This is a genomic window from Oricola indica (genome assembly GCF_019966595.1).
In the GTDB taxonomy this organism is placed as follows: Bacteria; Pseudomonadota; Alphaproteobacteria; order Rhizobiales; family Rhizobiaceae; genus Oricola; species Oricola indica.
On sequence record NZ_JAINFJ010000001.1, the window covers coordinates 364,134 to 381,929 of the forward strand.

At 63.8% G+C, this 17,796-nt stretch carries 16 protein-coding genes; 5 read left to right on the forward strand and 11 right to left on the reverse strand.

All coding sequences use genetic code 11. The features are described from left to right. Positions 1 to 99: 99 nt before the first annotated feature. The 8 genes from paaE to paaZ form a co-directional block, all read right to left on the reverse strand. The gene (paaE, locus tag LC343_RS01720; RefSeq protein WP_223475360.1) at positions 100 to 1,176 is read right to left on the reverse strand and encodes a 1,2-phenylacetyl-CoA epoxidase subunit PaaE; all 1,077 of its coding nucleotides are present in this window, start codon (positions 1,174 to 1,176) and stop codon (positions 100 to 102) included. Positions 1,177 to 1,188: 12 nt separating this feature from the next. Further along, positions 1,189 to 1,698 carry a 1,2-phenylacetyl-CoA epoxidase subunit PaaD gene (gene paaD, locus LC343_RS01725; RefSeq protein WP_428982485.1) on the reverse strand — a complete coding sequence of 170 codons (510 nt, stop codon included), beginning with the start codon at positions 1,696 to 1,698 and terminating at the stop codon, positions 1,189 to 1,191. After that, complete coding sequence (gene paaC, locus LC343_RS01730) at positions 1,692 to 2,447, reverse strand: 1,2-phenylacetyl-CoA epoxidase subunit PaaC (protein ID WP_223475362.1); 756 nt, start codon at positions 2,445 to 2,447, stop codon at positions 1,692 to 1,694. The genes paaD and paaC overlap by 7 nt, the downstream gene beginning before the upstream one ends. Positions 2,448 to 2,458: 11 nt before the next feature. Further along, positions 2,459 to 2,743 carry a 1,2-phenylacetyl-CoA epoxidase subunit PaaB gene (gene paaB / locus LC343_RS01735; RefSeq protein ID WP_223475363.1) on the reverse strand — a complete coding sequence of 95 codons (285 nt, stop codon included), beginning with the start codon at positions 2,741 to 2,743 and terminating at the stop codon, positions 2,459 to 2,461. 4 nt (positions 2,744 to 2,747) lie between these two features. Next, positions 2,748 to 3,743 (reverse strand): 1,2-phenylacetyl-CoA epoxidase subunit PaaA, encoded by a 996-nt coding sequence (gene paaA / locus LC343_RS01740; protein ID WP_223475364.1) that lies wholly within the window; start codon positions 3,741 to 3,743, stop codon positions 2,748 to 2,750. Between the two features lie 252 nt (positions 3,744 to 3,995). Further along, the gene (locus tag LC343_RS01745; RefSeq protein ID WP_223475365.1) at positions 3,996 to 5,861 is read right to left on the reverse strand and encodes a cation:proton antiporter domain-containing protein; all 1,866 of its coding nucleotides are present in this window, start codon (positions 5,859 to 5,861) and stop codon (positions 3,996 to 3,998) included. Positions 5,862 to 5,941: 80 nt separating this feature from the next. Further along, positions 5,942 to 6,814: a PaaX family transcriptional regulator gene (locus LC343_RS01750; protein WP_223475366.1), complete on the reverse strand. Its 873-nt coding sequence runs from the start codon at positions 6,812 to 6,814 to the stop codon at positions 5,942 to 5,944. Positions 6,815 to 6,897: 83 nt separating this feature from the next. Beyond that, positions 6,898 to 8,934 carry a phenylacetic acid degradation bifunctional protein PaaZ gene (gene paaZ, locus LC343_RS01755; protein WP_223475367.1) on the reverse strand — a complete coding sequence of 679 codons (2,037 nt, stop codon included), beginning with the start codon at positions 8,932 to 8,934 and terminating at the stop codon, positions 6,898 to 6,900. Between the two features lie 99 nt (positions 8,935 to 9,033). Between paaZ and paaG the strand changes: the two genes are divergently transcribed. Genes paaG through LC343_RS01780 form a run of 5 tightly spaced genes read left to right on the forward strand, consistent with a single transcriptional unit; the run spans position 9,034 to position 14,204 of the window. Next, entirely contained in the window at positions 9,034 to 9,825 is a 792-nt protein-coding gene (gene paaG / locus LC343_RS01760) for a 2-(1,2-epoxy-1,2-dihydrophenyl)acetyl-CoA isomerase PaaG (protein WP_223475368.1), read from the forward strand. A gap of 5 nt (positions 9,826 to 9,830) precedes the next feature. Next, complete coding sequence (gene paaI / locus LC343_RS01765; RefSeq protein WP_428982486.1) at positions 9,831 to 10,265, forward strand: hydroxyphenylacetyl-CoA thioesterase PaaI; 435 nt, start codon at positions 9,831 to 9,833, stop codon at positions 10,263 to 10,265. A gap of 27 nt (positions 10,266 to 10,292) precedes the next feature. Next, on the forward strand, positions 10,293 to 11,603 hold the full coding sequence (gene paaK, locus LC343_RS01770; RefSeq protein WP_223475370.1) for a phenylacetate--CoA ligase PaaK: 1,311 nt from the start codon (positions 10,293 to 10,295) through the stop codon (positions 11,601 to 11,603). Positions 11,604 to 11,610: 7 nt separating this feature from the next. Beyond that, positions 11,611 to 12,240, forward strand: coding sequence for a TetR/AcrR family transcriptional regulator (locus LC343_RS01775; RefSeq protein WP_223475371.1), 630 nt, complete (start codon positions 11,611 to 11,613; stop codon positions 12,238 to 12,240). Next, complete coding sequence (locus LC343_RS01780; protein WP_223475372.1) at positions 12,237 to 14,204, forward strand: 3-hydroxyacyl-CoA dehydrogenase NAD-binding domain-containing protein; 1,968 nt, start codon at positions 12,237 to 12,239, stop codon at positions 14,202 to 14,204. The genes LC343_RS01775 and LC343_RS01780 overlap by 4 nt, the downstream gene beginning before the upstream one ends. Here the strand turns inward: LC343_RS01780 and LC343_RS01785 are convergent. From LC343_RS01785 to xylB, 3 genes are read right to left on the reverse strand one after another with little or no spacing between them, the layout of a single operon-like run. Continuing rightward, on the reverse strand, positions 14,192 to 14,956 hold the full coding sequence (locus LC343_RS01785; RefSeq protein ID WP_223475373.1) for a hydroxypyruvate isomerase family protein: 765 nt from the start codon (positions 14,954 to 14,956) through the stop codon (positions 14,192 to 14,194). The genes LC343_RS01780 and LC343_RS01785 overlap by 13 nt on opposite strands. 8 nt (positions 14,957 to 14,964) lie before the next feature. Further along, on the reverse strand, positions 14,965 to 16,278 hold the full coding sequence (xylA, locus tag LC343_RS01790) for a xylose isomerase (RefSeq protein ID WP_223475374.1): 1,314 nt from the start codon (positions 16,276 to 16,278) through the stop codon (positions 14,965 to 14,967). Beyond that, positions 16,275 to 17,729 (reverse strand): xylulokinase, encoded by a 1,455-nt coding sequence (gene xylB, locus LC343_RS01795; RefSeq protein WP_223475375.1) that lies wholly within the window; start codon positions 17,727 to 17,729, stop codon positions 16,275 to 16,277. The genes xylA and xylB overlap by 4 nt, the downstream gene beginning before the upstream one ends. Positions 17,730 to 17,796 lie beyond the last annotated feature (67 nt).

The following is a 17,796-nucleotide window of genomic DNA, read 5'->3' on the forward strand; positions in this document are numbered from 1 at the left end:
TCTAGACATGAAATCTGAAACAAATGACTAAGGGGAAGCCCCGATCATTCAGGGAATTAGAACGCTTTGAAGTGCCGCAATCGCCGAACAACGCGCATATCACACGGCATCGAAATCGAGCACCAGTTTGCCGGAAGCGGGTCTGGACTGACAGGCCAACACATAGCCCGCCTCCGTTTCCCACGGCTCGAGCGCGTAATTGACATCCATCTCGGCGGAACCCTCGATGACCTTGCAGCGGCAAGTGGCGCACATGCCACCGGCACAGGAATAGGGCAGATCGAGCCCCTTGGCCGCTGCCGCATCGACGATCCGCTTCGACGGATCGTCATAGGAGAAGCTTTTCGACACACCGTCGAGCACGACCTCGACCGTGACACCCTTTTCCGCCGCGTCCCGCGCAGCCTTCGAGGCCGCCCGTGGCACGCCATCGGTGGTAAAGCGCTCGAAATGAATACGAGCCCTGTCGGCGCCGAGCGTTTCCAGCGCTTGCGCCGCCTCGTCGATCAGTTCGCCCGGCCCGCAAATATAGATACCATCGGCTTCAACCGGCCGGATCAGACCCGCACGTGCCAGCTTTGAAAGCCGTTCCGCATCGATGCGTCCGTTGAACAGGGGCACGTCCTGCGTCTCGCGGCTGAGAACATGAACGGTGCGAAAACGATCGAGGAAGCGGTCTTTCAGGTCTTCCAGTTCCTCCCGGAACATGATCGACGCCGTCTCGCGGTTTCCGTAGACCAGCGTCACCTCGCTCGCGAGCTCGCCTTCAAGCGTTGAGCGGATGATCGAAAGGATCGGCGTTATGCCTGAACCGGCGGCGATCATGAGGTAGTCATGCGCGCCGCCCTCGCTGACATCGACCGCGAAACGGCCTTGCGGCGGCATCACCTGGATGATGTCGCCGGCACTCAGCCGGTCGTTGACGAAAGCGGAGAAGACGCCACCATCGACCTTTTTGACGCCAACGCGCAGGCGGCCTTCGTTCAGGCCCGAACAGATCGAATAGGACCGGCGCACATCCTGTCCGCCGATCGTCGCACGCAATGTCAGATGCTGGCCCGGCCGGTAGCGGAAGGAGTCACGCAATCCCTCGGGCACATCGAATGCGATGCAGACGGAATCGGCTGTCTCGCGCGTTACATCGGCGACGGAAAGATCATGGAATTGCAGCGACATGGGACTGTCTTCTCAGATGCACTTGAAATAGTCGAACGGCTCCAGGCAGGCCTCGCAGCGGTAATGCGCCTTGCAGGGCGTCGAGCCGAATTCGGAGATACGGGCGGTATCGGTCGAGCCGCAGCGCGGGCACGCGACCTCGGTTTCGCCGAACAGCGCGCGGATCGTTCCCGAAGCCTGAACCGGCGGCGCGATACCGTATTTGCGAAGCTTTTCCCGCGCCGCCTCGCCGATCCATTCGGTCGTCCATGCCGGCGACATGACGCGCTCGACACGCGCCTCGAACCCGGCCCGCCTCAGGGCCGCCTCGACCGACAGCTCAATCGCCAGCGTCGCCGGACAGCCGGAATAGGTCGGCGTCACCCGGGCGATCGCAACGCCCTTGTCGTCGATCTCGACGGACCGCAGGATCCCGAGATCCGCAACCGTCACGCAGGGCACTTCCGGGTCCGGCACGGAAGCCGCCGCGTTCCATGCCTTCCTTTGAAGGACGGCACGATCCATGGTGGCCTCCGTCACCATGTCATGCCCGGATAGGCGCGCTGTATGTATTGCAGGTCGGCGAGCAGATAGCCCATTTCCTCGCCATGCCGGCCCCTGCGGCCGCCGGTCTGTTGCCACGCCTGCGCATCGGGCACGTCCAGCGTCGCTTCCGTGAAGACCTCCGCAATAACCCGCTCCCATCCGGCTTTCAGCATTGCCGGGTCGGGAGCAACACCCGCGCCCGCGAGGGCATCGGTCACCGAATCCGTCTCGAACAATTCCCCGGTGTAAGACCACAAAGCATCAACGGCAGCAGCCATGCGGCGCGAACTTTCCTGCGTGCCGTCACCGAGACGGATGGTCCACTCGGCGGCATGCCGGACATGATAGTCCGCCTCCTTGACAGCCTTGGCGGCGATGGCGGCCAACGTCTCGTCGGCCGAGCCGACCGCCTCGCGCCACCACGCCTGCATGTAGACCGAGAAGAACAGCTGGCGCGCGATCGTGTGGGCGAAATCGCCATTCGGGCGCTCGACAAGCAACACATTGCGGTATTCGCGCTCGAGGCGAAGATAGGCAAGCTGATCCTCGTCGCGGCCCCTGCCCTCGATTTCGCCGGCATATGTGTAGAGAGCACGCGACTGGCCGATCAGATCCAGCGCGATGTTCGGCAGCGCCAGATCCTCCTCCAGCATCGGCGCGTGGCCGCACCATTCCGAAACACGGTGCCCCAGGATCAAGTGATCGTCGGCAAGTCGCAGCAAAAGCTCGAACAGGTCTTCTTTCATGGCTGCGTCCGTCACATGTGCCCCACATCGTCGGGAATGTCGTAGAAAGTGGGGTGCCGGTAGATCTTGTCGGCGGTCGGCTCGAACAGCGCATCCTTGTCCTTCGGATCGGAGGCCGTGATCTCGGCAGACGGCACGACCCAGATCGACGTGCCCTCGCCACGCCGCGTATAGACGTCGCGCGCTGCCTGTAGCGCCATTTCGGCGTCCGCCGCGTGCAGCGATCCGCAATGGCGATGCGCGAGGCCGTTACGTGGCCGAATGAAGACTTCCCAGAGGGGCGTTTCGTTGGTCATGGGGTCACTCCGCCGCGATCTTTGCGGCCTGCTTGCGGGCCTTGCGCTTGGCGGCGTAGGCGTTGGCCGCCTCGCGCACCCACGCGCCTTCCTCATGCGCCTTGCGGCGCGCTTCCAGCCGTTCCCGGTTCATGGGACCATTGCCCTTCACCACCCGCCAGAACTCATCCCAGTCGATCGGACCAATGTCGTAGCCCTGCTTTTCCTCGTTCCACCGGCACTCGGGATCGGGAACCTTCAGGCCGATGAACTCCGCCTGCGGAACGGTCGCGTTGACGAATTTCTGGCGCAGCTCGTCATTGGTGAAGCGCTTGATCTTCCACTTCGCCGACTGGTCGCCATGCACGCTGTCGCCGTCATGCGGGCCGAACATCATCAGCGACGGCCACCACCAGCGGTCGAGCGCATCCTGCGCCATCTCCTTCTGCGCGTCGGTTCCGCGCGCCAGCGTCATCATGATCTCGTAGCCCTGGCGCTGATGGAAACTCTCTTCCTTGCACACCCGGATCATGGCCCGCGCATAGGGCCCATAGGAACAGCGGCACAGCGGAATCTGGTTCATGATCGCCGCCCCGTCGACCAGCCAGCCAATGGCGCCGATATCGGCCCAGGTGAGAGTCGGATAGTTGAAGATGGAGGAGTATTTCGCCTTGCCGGCAAGCAATTCCTCACTCATCTGCTCGCGCGTGACACCGAGCGTTTCCGCAGCCGAATAGAGATAGAGCCCGTGCCCTCCCTCGTCCTGCACCTTGGCGAGCAATGCCGCCTTGCGACGCAGCGTCGGCGCGCGAGTGATCCAGTTTCCCTCCGGCAGCATGCCGACGATCTCGGAATGGGCATGCTGGCCGATCTGGCGGATCAGCGTGCGGCGGTAGCCTTCCGGCATGTCGTCTGTCGGCTCGATCTTCTCCTCGGCGTCAATTCGTTCCTGAAACCGCGCGAGAAAAGCCTCGTCCTCCTCCGTCGAGGTTTGCGCCCCGATCAGTCCCTGGCTGTACATCGCTCCTCCGGTCGATTGTGATGGCCGACATTAATATGTGACAGAATTTTTCTATCACAACTCTATTTCGTAACACAACAGCAAAGGACGCCCGATTGGGCTAAGCGAAGCGAACGAGATCAGTGCGACCGTACGCTCCACCGGCAAGCGCATGACCTGCGAGCAAGCCGATATCGCGATCTGCGGACAGGGTGAAAAACCGTGGTAACGTCGATAATGTCACCTGATTACATGGAAGACTGAAGTCGCGGCCTAATCGCGGCCCTCGCGGATCGCCTGCAAGCGATCCTTCACATCCGTTTCCCAGCTTGCGAACACCTCGCGCACGCGGGCGATATAGGCCTCGTTTTCCTCAACAGGCACGCCGACCTGATAAACATCAGCGACCGAGACCATCGCCTCGCGATCCTTTTCGTTGAACGCGTCAACCATCTTCTGCGCGGCCGAAGGCTCGATGCCGAGCGCCACGAAGGCCGAACGGCCCATGCGCAAAGTTCCGTCATAGGTCTCGCGGATGATGTCCCGACAGCCATGGGCCCAAAGATCGTAGACATGATCGCGATCCGTCGCCCGCGCCATCACGTGAAGATGCGGATAGTTGGCAACCGCGTATTTTACGAGTTCCGAGATCTGCTCGCGATCGTCGATCGCGACGATCAGCAACTTCGCCTCGGCGATGCCCGCCGCATGCAACAGGTCGGGACGTGTCGCGTCACCATAATGGTGGCGAACGCCGAACCGCGCCATCGCATCGAGACGTTTTGTCGAGTAGTCGATCACCACGGAATCGAAACCGCCGACCCGCAGGATCCGGTTCAACAACCCGCCGACCCGGCCCGCCCCGGCGATGATGATCCGGCGGCCTTCCGGCATCGTGTCGGGCTCACGCTCCTCCGTCGCGAAATAGCGCGGTGCGATCAACTGTTCGTACAAAATGAACAGGAGCGGCGTCAGCAGCATCGACAGGGCAACGATCAGGAGCAGTCGCCCCGCCAGTTCGTCCGGGATGACGCCGTTCGAGACCGTGAAGGAAAGCAGCACGAAGCCGAATTCGCCCGCCTGCGCCAGCCCGAGAGCGAAGAGCCACTTGTCCGCGCCCTTCACCCTGAAGACGTATCCGAGAGCGAGCAGCACCGCGACCTTGACGAGGATCAGGCCGAGGGTCAGTCCGACGATCGGCAGGAAATTGGCAAACAGAAGTCCGAAATCGATGCCCGCGCCCACCGTCATGAAGAAGAGGCCGAGCAGCAGCCCGCGAAACGGATCGACGTCGCTTTCCAGTTCGTGCTTGTAGGGCGAGTTGGCAAGGAGAACGCCGGCGATGAAAGTGCCCAGCGCCGGCGACACGCCCACAAGCGACATCAGCAGCGCGATACCGATGACGAGAAGCAGCGCGCCCGCCGTGAACAGTTCGCGCAGCTGGGCGGCCGCGATGAAGCGGAAGATCGGCGAAACGAGATAGCTTCCGCCGACGACAACCACGCCGATCGCGCCGAGGGTGACAAGCGCCGTCTGCCAGCCATTGAGGCCATCGACCAGGCTGAGCGAACCGCCGTGGCCGCCCGCCTCCGCGCTCGCGCCCTGATGCAGAGCTTCGACCAGTTCGGGCATGGCGAGCAGCGGAATGAAGGCCAGCATCGGGATAACGGCAATGTCCTGCATCAACAGGACCGAGAACGAGGACTGCCCGCCGTCGGATCGCATGAGGCCTTTCTCGTTCAGGGTCTGGAGCACGATCGCGGTCGACGACAGTGCGAGGATCATGCCGACGGTGAGTGCGACCGTCCATGACAGGCCGAACGCCATGGCGATCCCCATCACGGCAAGCGCGGTCAGGACCACCTGCCCGCCGCCCAAACCGAGAAGCCGGGCACGCATCGACCACAACATTTTCGGTTCGAGCTCGAGGCCGACGAGAAACAGCATCATCACAACGCCGAACTCCGCGAAGTGCTGGATCGACACCACATCGACATGGAGAAGGGCCAGCACCGGACTGATCGCGATGCCGGCGATCAGGTAGCCAAGCACAGAACCGAGTGCGAGCCGCGACGCGATGGGCACGGTCACCACGCCGGCGACGAGGAAGATAAACGCAAGAAGAAGGAAATCAGTCATGTCGCCGCTCCGCCATGGGCACTTCGTCGGCGGAGACTAGCGAGAGGTCAGTCGATTGGGAACTGTCCGGTGAAACCGTATTAAGCTTCCGCGGAACCGCCGAACCGTGCCGCAAAGGCTTGCGGATCGCTTTGCGGCGGAAGCCCGATCTCGTCGAGCCATCTTTCGCTGGCGCCAGCCAGCTTTCCATAGACGGCGCCAAGCCGCACCCGGCCCTCGAGCGCCGGCCAGGACGGCGGCAGCAATTCCACCGGTAAAGCCGGCGCGCGCAGCACGATACGCCGCCACTCGTGAATGACGAGCGTTCTGAGCGCCATCGCATCCAAGGGTCCGGGCTGCTGCCCGGCGTCCAGCGCGGCCGCCAGCGGTTTGAGTGTGTCGATGAAAATTCCCACGGCTTCCGCGACCCCGTCGAGATTCCAGAATTTGTACGCGTCGCCCGGCGCGCTTCCCGGCTGGCCCTTGATGACGAGATAGTTGCCGAGATTGTCAGGCAACGGACGCGCGCCAACGCTTTCCGGCCTGATCCACGTGCCGTTGCGCGAAGCAAATCCGGCGGTCCTCAGGTCCGCCCCGGCGGCGTCATCGCCAACCATCGGAACGACCACGGTCCAGCGGCCGTCCCATTTCGGCGGTCCCGGCGCATAGATTCGCTGGGTCGCCTCGTCGAAAGCGCGCCGGCCGCTCCGGTCGAGGCTGTAATGGCTGAGACGGCCCTGCCGCTCGCGAATTACCCAACCTTCCGAGGCCAGCCGCGACAGGGCGGTGCGGACAGCGCCCGATTCGATGCCCAGGCGACCCATGATCTCCTGCAACGATTGCAGCGGAATGCTGCCGCCGCGCGGCACGATCGAATCCCCGAAAACGGTGATGATAACGGACCAGACGCGCAAGCGGTTTTGCCCGCGCAGTCCGTCCAGGATCGTGTCCCAATTCTCTCGTATGTCCTGCATGCTCCCACCGGATCGCTTCGCGCGGAAGGGATACAGCGACTTGGCAGCAATGAGCAACGCCCTGCGGGCGTTTGATCGGCCCGTCAGCCGTTCCGGTAGGCATTCATGGTGTGCAACTCATAGGTTGCAACGGTTTCGCCGTCCTGATTGGCGACGACTACATGCCAGCGCACCTCGCCATAGCTGTCGGTGCGCTTCGTCTTGCGCTTGACCGTGAGCGTCACGCGAATCGAATCGCCCGGCGATACCGGTTTCTGGAAGCTCAACCCGTCGAGACCGACATTGGCAAGAACCGGGCCCGGCGACGGTTCCACGAACAGGCCCGCCGCGAAAGACAAGAGCAAATAGCCGTGCGCGACCCGGCCGGGGAAGAACGGATTGGCCTTCGCCGCCTCCTCGTCCATGTGGGCGTAGAAAGTGTCGCCGGTGAATTGGGCGAAATGCTCGATGTCCTCCAGCGTGATCACGCGGGATTGCGTATGCAGCGTGTCGCCGATGGCGAGATCCTCGAAATGCCGCCGGAAGGGATGGGTTTCGGTCTCCACCGTCTTTGAGCCCGGCACGTAGACCCCGGTAATCGCGGTCAGCATGTCCGGGCTGCCCTGCACCGCCGTGCGCTGCATGTAATGCATCACGCCGCGCACGCCGCCCATTTCCTCGCCGCCGCCGGCCCTGCCCGGCCCGCCATGCGTCATGTGTGGCAGGGGCGAACCGTGCCCTGTCGCCTCGCCCATGGAATCGCGATCGTTGATATAGATGCGGCCGTGCCATGCACCGGCTCCCGATGTCACGGCGCGCGCGACTTCCGGATCATGCGAGATCAGCGACATGACGAGGCTGCCGCCGCCCCGATTGGCAAGCGCCACTGCGTCGTCCAGCGTATCGTAGCCCATGACCGTCGAGACCGGACCGAAGGCTTCCGTGTCATGAACGGCCGACGCGCCGGACGGGTCGGTGCAATGAAACAGCATCGGCGGCACGAACGCGCCTTTCTCCATATCCGCGCCCTCGACGGTAAAAGATGCCGGATCGCCGAACACGCAATGGGCTTCCGTCGCGATCGTCGCGACCTTTTCGAGAACGTCGCGGAGCTGCGCCTGCGAGGCAAGCGGCCCCATGCGCACGCCCTCCAGCGCCGGATCGCCGATGACGGTCTTTTCCAGCTTCGCACGGATCGCCGCGATGACGTCGTCCTCGAAAGCGCGCGGCGCGATGATGCGACGAATGGCCGTGCATTTCTGCCCGGCCTTGACGGTCATCTCCTTGACCGCCTCCTTGACGAAGAGGTCGAACTCCGGCGTGCCCGGCGCCGCATCCGGTCCGAGAATCGAGGCGTTGAGGCTGTCCTGCTCGGCGATGAAACGGATCGAGTGACGCAGGATGTGCGGGCTGGAGCGCAGCATCAGCGCCGTTTGAGCGGATCCGGTAAAGGAGACGACATCCTGCGGCGTCAGCCGGTCAAGCAGATCGCCCGTCCCCCCGGCGATGAACTGCACCGCGCCCTCGGGCAGGATGCCGCTCTCGACGATCATGCGGAAGCAGGCTTCGGCAACATAGCTCGTGGCCGTCGCCGGCTTGACGATGGCGGGAACGCCCGCCAGCAGCGTCGGGGCGAGCTTTTCCAGCATGCCCCAGACAGGAAAGTTGAAGGCGTTGATGTGCACCGCCGCGCCGTGCAGCGGCATCGCCACATGGTGGCCGAGAAAGGTGCCGTTTCGCGACAACTGCTCGACATTGCCGTCGAGATAGACATGCCCGTCGGGCATTTCGCGCCGCCCCTTGGAAGCGAAGACGAAGAGCGTGCCGATACCGCCATCGATGTCGATCCAGCTGTCGGCCTTCGTGCAGCCCGCATGCAGCGACAGGTCATAAAGCGCTTGTTTGCGTTCGCCGAGCCAGCCGGCCAGCGCCTTGAGCATGCGAGCCCGGTCATGGAAGGTCAGTGCGCGAAGATTGGGGCCGCCAACGCCCCGCGCATGGTCGAGCATTGCCTGGAAATCGAGCGCCGACCCCGCTTTGGCGACATCCTCGCCAGTGACCGCCGAGGCGATCGTGCGGGCTTCCTCGCCCGGTCCGATCCAGCGGCCCGCGGCGAAGCTTTCCAGCGACAAGGCGGTCATGACGCATTCCTCCCTCTGCGTATCCTCAAACAATATTGACCGACCGGTCGGTTTATGCAACGGTTTTCTCGACGATCCGAATTCCTGGGAGGCGAAGGCGTGAGCGAAACGATCCTGACAGAAAGCCGTGACGGCTGGTTGGAAATCACCCTCAACCGGCCCGACCGGCGCAATGCGCTGAACGAGGAGATGCATCTCGCCCTGCGCGCGGCGCTCGAAGCCGCGGCCAGTGACGAAGACTGCCGGGCGATCCTTCTGACCGGCACCGGCAAGGGATTTTGCGCCGGACAGGATCTCGGCGACCGCGACCCGCGCAAGCTGGGCGGTCCGCCGGATCTTTCAGACACGATCAACCGCTTCTACAATCCGCTTGTCCGGCTGATCCGTTCCACGCCGAAGCCAATCGTCTGCGCCGTAAACGGCGTCGCGGCAGGCGCCGGCGCCAACATCGCGCTGGCCTGCGACATCGTGCTGGCCGCCGACTCCGCCTCCTTCATCCAGGCCTTCTCGAAGATCGGCCTGATCCCGGATGCCGGCGGATCGTGGATGCTCACCCGTCTACTCGGTGAGGCGCGCGCCAAGGGTCTTGCGTTGACCGGAGAGCCCCTGCCCGCCGCAAGGGCCGCCGAATGGGGCCTGATCTGGAAAGCGGTTTCCGACGACAAATTGATGGACGAGGCACGTGCATTGGCCGCCTCCTTCTCCAAGGGACCGACCGCCGGCTATGCGCTGACCAAGGAACTGATCCACGCCGCATCCAGCAACGCGCTGGACTCCCATCTGGAGATGGAGGCGGACTATCAGGGCCGCGCCGGCCGCACGCCGGACTATGCCGAGGGCGTCATCGCCTTCTTCGACAAGCGCCCTCCGAACTTCACCGGCAGGGAATGACGGCCATGGCAATCAGCGACCAGCAGCGCGCGGAAAAAAGCGCCGAGGCCATGTGGGCGAATGACAACGCGACAGCCTGGTTCGGCATGACGCTCGATGCCGTCGGGCCGGGCTCGGCAACCATGTCGATGACCGTGAAGCAGGAGCAGGCCAATGGCCACGGCATCTGCCATGGCGGCGTGATCTTCGCGCTGGCCGACTCGGCCTTCGCCTTTGCCTGCAATTCCTACAACAGGGTCACCGTCGCCCAGTCGAACACGATCACCTATGTCGCGCCGGCCAAGGCCGGCGACAAACTGGTCGCCGATGCGAGGGAGGTCGCGCGGTCGGGCCGGTCCGGGACTTGGGATGTGACTGTCACCAATGGGGACGGCGCGGTGATCGCCCTGTTTCGCGGGCTCGCCCGCACGATCAGCGGCACGCTTTTCGAGGAAGAATGAGACCAACGCCCGGGAGGAGACCGAGCCATGAAAGACATTGCGCCTGCCCGCCACGAGCTCGACCCGATCGAGATCGCGTCACGCGACGAAATCGCCGCGCTGCAGCTCGAACGTATGCAATGGTCGCTGCGCCACGCCTATGACAACGTGCCCTTCTATTCCGACGCCTTCGACAAGGCGGGCGTTCACCCGGACGACCTGAAGGACCTGTCGGACCTCGCGAAATTCCCCTTCACGGTGAAGCAGGACCTGCGAAACAACTACCCGTTCGGCATGTTCGCTGTGCCACGCGAAAAGGTGGCGCGCATCCACGGATCGTCGGGCACGACCGGCAAACCGACCGTCGTCGGCTACACGCGAAACGACATCGACAACTGGGCGACGGTCGTCGCGCGGTCCATGCGCGCCTCGGGCACCCGGCCCGGTGACGTCGTGCATGTCTCCTACGGGTACGGGTTGTTCACCGGCGGCCTCGGCGCGCATTACGGGGCCGAAAAGCTTGGCTGCACCGTAATCCCGGTCTCCGGCGGCATGACCGCCCGGCAGGTCACGCTGATCGAGGATTTCGGGGCGTCGACCATCATGGTCACGCCATCCTACATGCTGTCGATCCTCGACGAGTATCGCGCGCAGGGGCTCGATCCGCGCAACTCCCCGCTGCAGGTCGGCATCTTCGGCGCCGAACCCTGGACCAACGCCATGCGCCAGGAAATCGAGCAGGCCTTCGACATGCATGCCGTCGATATCTACGGCCTGTCGGAAGTGATCGGCCCCGGCGTCGCCAATGAATGCGTGGAGACCAAGGACGGGCTGCATATCTGGGAGGACCATTTCTACCCGGAGGTGATCGACCCGGTGACCGGCGAGGTTCTTCCCGACGGCGAGAAGGGCGAACTGGTCTTCACCTCGCTGACCAAGGAGGCCTTCCCGATCATCCGCTACCGCACCCGCGACCTGACACGGCTGATGCCGGGCACGGCGCGCAGCATGCGGCGGATGGAGAAGATCACCGGCCGCTCCGACGACATGATGATCATCCGCGGCGTCAACGTCTTTCCGACGCAGATAGAGGAGCAGATCCTGAAGGTGCCGGCGCTGGCGCCGCATTTCCAGATCGAGCTGACCCGAGAGGGCCGCATGGACGAGATGACCGTGCATGTGGAAGCGCTCGCCGACCATGCCGACGAGATCGCGCGGGCATACGCCGCCGCTGATCTCGCCGAGCGCATCAAGCAAGTGATCGGCATTTCAGCCCGAATCGACGTGACTACGCCCGAACGCGTCGCCCGCAGCCAGGGTAAGGCGCAGCGCATCCTCGATTCGAGACCGAAGGATTAGAGCCAAGGTGGCCCGCACAATCGCCAAGGATCATGACGAGAAACGCGCCGCCCTGCTGGCAACGGCGGCCCGGTTCTTCGCCGAGACCGGATATGACCGCGCCTCGATGAACGAACTGGCCAAGGCCTGCGGAGTCTCCAAGGCGCTGATTTATCACTATTACGAAAGCAAGGACGCGCTGCTTTTCGACATCCTCGACACGCATCTGTCCGAGCTTCTGGAGGCAGTCGAGGCGATTCCGCCCGCGCCCGATCCGCAGGCCGCGCTTTTCGCTCTCACCGAAACCATCCTAGCCGCCTATCGCGACGCCGACGCCGAACACAAGGTTCAACTCGACGCGCTTGGCACCCTTCCCGAGGAAAGCCGCAAGGCCCTCAAGGCGATCCAGCGCCGGCTCGTCGAGATCATGGCGGAGACGATTCGCGCCACGCAGCCGGAACTGTTCGCACGCAGGAGCGACCTGTTGAAACCGGTCGCCATGTCTGCCTTCGGCATGTTGAACTGGTTCTACATGTGGTACCGCGAGGGCTCCGGCCTCGGACGCGAGGCCTATGCCGAACTCGTCGCCGATCTCATTCTCGGCGGCCTCGACCGGATCGCGCAGGGTAAGGCGCAGACGCTGGAGATTACGAATTGACATCCCCCGTAACCGTATCGATCGCCGATGGCGTCGCACTCGTGACCATCGACAATCCGCCTGTCAACGCGCTCTCTCAGGCGGTGCGACAGGGGATAGAAGACGCGGTGAACGCGATCGACGCTGATCAAAATGTCGACGCGGCGGTGCTGACATGCGCCGGGCGCACCTTCGTCGCGGGCGCGGACATCAAGGAATTCGGGCAGCCGCCGCAACAGCCCTACCTGCCCGACGTGCTGTCGACCGTCGAGGCATCGCGCGTGCCCTGGGTCGCCGCGATCAACGGTTCGGCGCTGGGCGGCGGGCTGGAACTGGCGATGAGCTGCCACGCCCGCATCGCCGCGCCCGGTGCGAAAATGGGCCTGCCGGAGGTCAATCTCGGCCTCGTGCCCGGCGCCGGCGGCAATATCCGCCTGCCCCGCCTCGTCCCGCTTGAAACGGCGATCACGATGGTGACGACCGGCAAGCCGATCGGCGCAAATGACGCATTGGAAAACGGGCTGATCGACCGCATTGCCGAGGACGATCTCGTTGCCGACGCAAGGGCTTACGCCGCGGACCTGATTCAATCCGGCAAGCCCACTCCCGTGTCCGAGCGCCCGCCCAAAGAAACGCCCGAAAAGGAATTCTGGTCCGACCGCGAAAAGGCGCTTGCCGCGAAATCCCGTGGACAGGCCTCTCCCGTCGAGGCTTTACAGGCGTTGCGCGATGGCATCGAGCTTCCCGTACCGGAGGCCGCCGAAGCCGAGCGGGACCGTTTCCTCCGGCTGCGCGGAAGCGAGCAGGCGGCGGCGCTGCGCTACATGTTCTTCGCCGAGCGCAACACCGGACGCCCGGACGACATGCGCGATGTCGAACCGCTCCCCCTGAAACGGACAGGCGTGGTCGGCGGCGGCACGATGGGCGCGGGCATCGCGACCGCGATGCTGCTTGCTGGCCTCAGAGTCGATCTCGCCGAACGCGACGCGGACGCGGCGGAAAACGCGCGTGACCGGGTCGCAGGACTGCTCGACGGCAGTCGCAAGCGCGGACTTCTCTCGGATGCCGCCTATACCGATGCGCTGTCGCGCTTCACCGCCCACGAATCTTTCGAAGGGCTGGCCGAATGTGACCTCGTCATCGAGGCCGTATTCGAGGACATGGCGGTCAAGAAGGACGTTTTCTCCGAGCTCGATCGCATCTGCCGCAAGGATGCGGTGCTTGCCTCCAACACGTCCTATCTCGACATCAACGAGATGGCGCGTGCAACCGGCGATCCGACCCGTGTGTTGGGGCTGCATTTCTTCTCGCCGGCCCACATCATGAAGTTGCTGGAACTCGTGCGCACCGACGACGTGTCGCCGAAGGCGCTTGCTACCGGCTTCGCGCTGGCGAAGACGTTGCGCAAGATCCCGGTTCTGTCCGGTGTCTGCGACGGGTTCATCGGCAACCGAATCATGTCGGCCTATCGCCGCGAATGCGACTTCATCCTGGAGGAAGGCGCCCTGCCGCATGAGGTCGACGCGGCCATGCAGGGCTACGGTTTCGCCATGGGCATCTACGCGGTGCAGGATATGTCCGGCCTCGACATCGCCTGGGCGACGCGCAAGCGCCGCGCGCCGACCCGGCCGGCTGAGGAGCGCTATTCCCGCATCGCGGATCGTATCTGCGAACTCGGCCGATTCGGCCGCAAGACCGGCTCCGGCTGGTACGCTTATCCCGAAGGCGCAAAATCGGGCCGGCCGGACCCAGTGGTCGAGCAGATAATCCTCGAGGAAAGCGAACGGCTGGGCATCGAGCGGAAACAACTCTCCTCCGACGAGATCATCGACCGGATCCTGTCCACGATGCAGGCCGAGGCTCGCGCCGTGCTCGATGAAGGCATCGCGCTGAAGCCATCCGATATCGACGTGACGCTGGTCAACGGCTTCGGCTTCCCGCGCCATCGCGGCGGGCCGATGTTCGCCGCCGGCTACAGGGACTGAATGGACGCCATCCACCCAAGTCCCGTCTCGGTGCCATTGCGCGGGCGATATTCCGCGCCGAGATAGCCGTCATACCCCATCGCGGCCAGCGCGCCCGCAATCCAGGGATAGTTCAGTTCACCCTCGTCCGGTTCGGCGCGCGACGGCGCGGCGGCAATCTGGATGTGGCCAATCATCGGCAGATGGGTTTCGAGGCGACGGACCAGATCCCCCTGCCCGACCTGGATGTGATAGCAATCCGCCATGATCTTCAGATTGGCGCGCCCGACCGCGGAGACGGTTTCGGCCGCCTGCTCCACGGCAGCGACGTGGTAGCCCGGCGCATCGCGCCGGTTGATCGGCTCGATCAGGATCGTGATATCGCCGGCGGTGGCGCAGGCGAATTCGAGATTGGCGCGGTAGACCGCTTCCGCCTCGGCCCCGCCGCCGGATTTTCCCGCCATCGCGTGAACCGCCGAACATCCGATCGCCCTCGCATAGGCGACCGCCTGCTCGATCGCCGCCCGTGCCTCGGCCTCGCGTCCGGGCATGGCGCACAGGCCAAAATCGCCTCGCTCCATATCGCCCCTGACCGTGTTGAGCCCGATCATGGGCAGACCCGTCTCGTCGAGTGCGGCCCCCACCGCGTTCGGCGATACGTCAAACGGCCAATGGCACTCCACGGCATCGAACCCGGCCTCCGCCGCCGCGCGGATGGCGTCCAGCAGCGAAAGTTCCGTCCAAAGGAACCCAAGATTTGCCGAGAGCTTCACCCAGGCGCTCAGACGTAGCGGTTGACGACGTTCTCCAGATATTCCTGGCGGCCGGAAACCGGATCGGGATTGATGTCCGCCTTACGGACCCATTCCTCGATCTCCCCGAGCGTGAAGCCGCCGTCCAGCATCTTCTTGGCTTCCGGAATATTCCAGTGCTTGTAGCGATCCTCGACGAAATCGGTCAGCACACCGTCCTCGACCATCTTCGCCGCCGCCTTGAGGCCCCGCGCGCAGATATCCATGCCGCCGATGTGAGCGTGCAGGAGATCTTCCGCGTCGAGCGACTGGCGGCGCAGCTTGGCGTCGAAATTGGTTCCGCCGGTGGTGAAGCCACCACCCTTGAGGATCGCGTAATAGGCAAGAGCGACTTCCGGCGTGTTGTTCGGGAACTGGTCGGTGTCCCAGCCGGACTGGTAGTCGTTGCGGTTCATGTCGATGGAACCGAAAATGCCGAGCGCCTGCGCCAGCTCCAGTTCGTGCTCGAATGAGTGGCCCGCAAGGATCGCATGGCCTTGCTCGATATTGACCTTCACCTCGTTTTCGAGCCCGTGGCGCTTCAGGAAGCCGTAGACCGTCGCGACGTCGTAGTCGTACTGGTGCTTTGTCGGCTCCTGCGGCTTCGGCTCGATCAGGATCGTGCCCTCGAAGCCGATCTTGTGCTTGTACTCGACGACGAGGTTCAGGAAGCGGCCGAGCTGCTGGTCTTCGCGCTTGAGGTCGGTATTGAGCAGCGTTTCGTAACCCTCACGACCGCCCCACAGAACGTAATTCGCGCCGCCGAGCTTGTGCGTGGCGTCCATGCAAGTTTTCACGGTCGCCGCGGCAAAGGCGAAGACGTCCGGGTTCGGGTTGGTCGCCGCGCCGGACATGTAGCGTCGGTGGCTGAAAAGGTTGGCTGTGCCCCAGAGGAGGTTCACGCCCGTCTGCGCCTGTTTTTCGGCGAAATAATCGACGATTTCCTCGAGATTCTTCGTGTTCTCGGCGAAGTTCGATCCTTCCGGCCGCACGTCCGCGTCATGGAAACAGTAGAACGGATTGCCGAGCAGCGAGAACATCTCGAAGGCGACATCGGCCTTGAGCTTTGCGCGCTCCATGGAATCCTGCGGATACCATGGCCGGTCGAAAGTGCGGCCGCCGAACGGGTCACCCCCCTCCCAGGCAAAGGAATGCCAGTAGGCGACGGCAAAGCGGAGATGGTCCTCCAGCCGCTTTCCCATCACGACCTCGTCCGGGTCGTAGTGGCGGAAGGCGAGCGGATTGGCGCTGTCCGGTCCTTCGTATTCGATCTTCGTGATGTCGCCGAAAAAGCCGGTGCTCATGTCATGACTCCCTTTATGGCCGGATAGAGCGCCTTGTAGCGCGCATGGGCATCGCCATACGCCGCCGAAAGGCCGCTTTCAGGTTCGTGAACGCGTTGGATGTCGGGCGGCGTGCAGACGGCTGCCGGATCGGCGCCTTCGGCTGCCATCAGGCCAAGCCGGGCGGCACCGAAAGCCGCACCGAAATCGCCATCTGCGGGAACTTGCACGGGAACGCCGAGCACCGTCGCCAGCAGCTTCAGCCAATAGGCCGAGCGCGAGCCGCCTCCGACCGCCGTGACGCTGTCGAGCGAGGTGCCCGCCGCCTGCAGGGCTTCAAGGCAATCGCGGAAAGCGAAGCTGACCCCTTCCAGGACAGAACGCGTCAGCGCGTTCCGGTCGCTTTCATGGCCAACGCCGACAAAGGCCCCGCGAATGGAGGCGTCGTTATGCGGCGTGCGCTCGCCGCCGAGATACGGCAGGAAGATCACGCCGGACGGCGCGTCGAGGCTCTCTCCCAGCGCATCCGTCATGTCCGCCGCATCAATACCGGTGATTTTTTCATACCAGTTGAGCGAATCCGTCGCTGACAGGATCACGCCCATCTGGTGCCACGTGTTCGGCAACGCATGGCAGAAAGCGTGAACCGCGCTTTCCGCGTTCGGCAGATAGGCGTTGTTGGCGGCGAACAACACACCCGACGTTCCGAGCGAAGCGAAGGCGGAGCCATCATGGATCGTCCCCATGCCGATCGCGGCGGCTGCATTGTCGCCCGCCCCTCCGGCGACCGTGATTCCCGCATTCATGCCGAAACGCGTCGCGATTTCCGCGCGCAACTGTCCGCCTGCTTCGCTCCCCTCGACGAGCGACGGCATGGCGTCCTCCGAGAGGTCCGTCGCAGAGAGAAGGTCTGCCGACCATGCCCTCGCGCCGGTATCGAGCCAGCTCGTTCCGGCCGAATCGGACATTTCGGAAATGTGCTCGCCAGTCAGCCAGAGGCGCAGATAATCCTTCGGCAACAGCACCTTGCGGACTTTAGCGAAAATTTCGGGTTCGTTGTTCTTGACCCAGACCAGCTTGGGCGCGGTGAAGCCCGGAAAGACGATGTTGCCGGTGATCGAACGAAAGCGCGGATCGGAATCGAGTGCTGCGGCTTCCGCGTGGGAGCGCACATCGTTCCACATGATGCAGGGCCGGAGCACGGTGTCGTCACCGTCAAGCAGCGTCGCGCCATGCATGTGACCCGACAGGCCTATACCGCGCACGGCCGCCATTTCGGCGGCATGGTCGCGCTTCAGTTCGGACAGCGCCTGTTCCGTGGCCGCGATCCAGTCGGCGGGATCCTGCTCCGACCAGCCGTGATGCGGCCGCGACAGATCCACCTCGGCGGAAGCCGAATCCACGATTCGCTGATCATGATCGATGAGAAGCGCCTTGACGCTCGACGTGCCGAGGTCGATTCCGAGATACATTGTTTCCTCCCCGGCGCGGTTTCGCGACGTCCGGCCATTCAAACGGGTCGCATTCTTTTTTTCAAGG

Coding starts and splice junctions, on each gene's coding strand:
- paaE (WP_223475360.1), bottom strand. CDS start 1,176: ATGTCGCTGCAATTCCATGATCTTTCCGTCGCCGATGTAACGCGCGAG.
- paaD (WP_428982485.1), bottom strand. CDS start 1,698: ATGGTGACGGAGGCCACCATGGATCGTGCCGTCCTTCAAAGGAAGGCA.
- paaC (WP_223475362.1), bottom strand. CDS start 2,447: ATGAAAGAAGACCTGTTCGAGCTTTTGCTGCGACTTGCCGACGATCAC.
- paaB (WP_223475363.1), bottom strand. CDS start 2,743: ATGACCAACGAAACGCCCCTCTGGGAAGTCTTCATTCGGCCACGTAAC.
- paaA (WP_223475364.1), bottom strand. CDS start 3,743: ATGTACAGCCAGGGACTGATCGGGGCGCAAACCTCGACGGAGGAGGAC.
- LC343_RS01745 (WP_223475365.1), bottom strand. CDS start 5,861: ATGACTGATTTCCTTCTTCTTGCGTTTATCTTCCTCGTCGCCGGCGTG.
- LC343_RS01750 (WP_223475366.1), bottom strand. CDS start 6,814: ATGCAGGACATACGAGAGAATTGGGACACGATCCTGGACGGACTGCGC.
- paaZ (WP_223475367.1), bottom strand. CDS start 8,934: ATGACCGCCTTGTCGCTGGAAAGCTTCGCCGCGGGCCGCTGGATCGGA.
- paaI (WP_428982486.1), top strand. CDS start 9,831: ATGGCAATCAGCGACCAGCAGCGCGCGGAAAAAAGCGCCGAGGCCATG.
- paaK (WP_223475370.1), top strand. CDS start 10,293: ATGAAAGACATTGCGCCTGCCCGCCACGAGCTCGACCCGATCGAGATC.
- xylA (WP_223475374.1), bottom strand. CDS start 16,278: ATGAGCACCGGCTTTTTCGGCGACATCACGAAGATCGAATACGAAGGA.
- xylB (WP_223475375.1), bottom strand. CDS start 17,729: ATGTATCTCGGAATCGACCTCGGCACGTCGAGCGTCAAGGCGCTTCTC.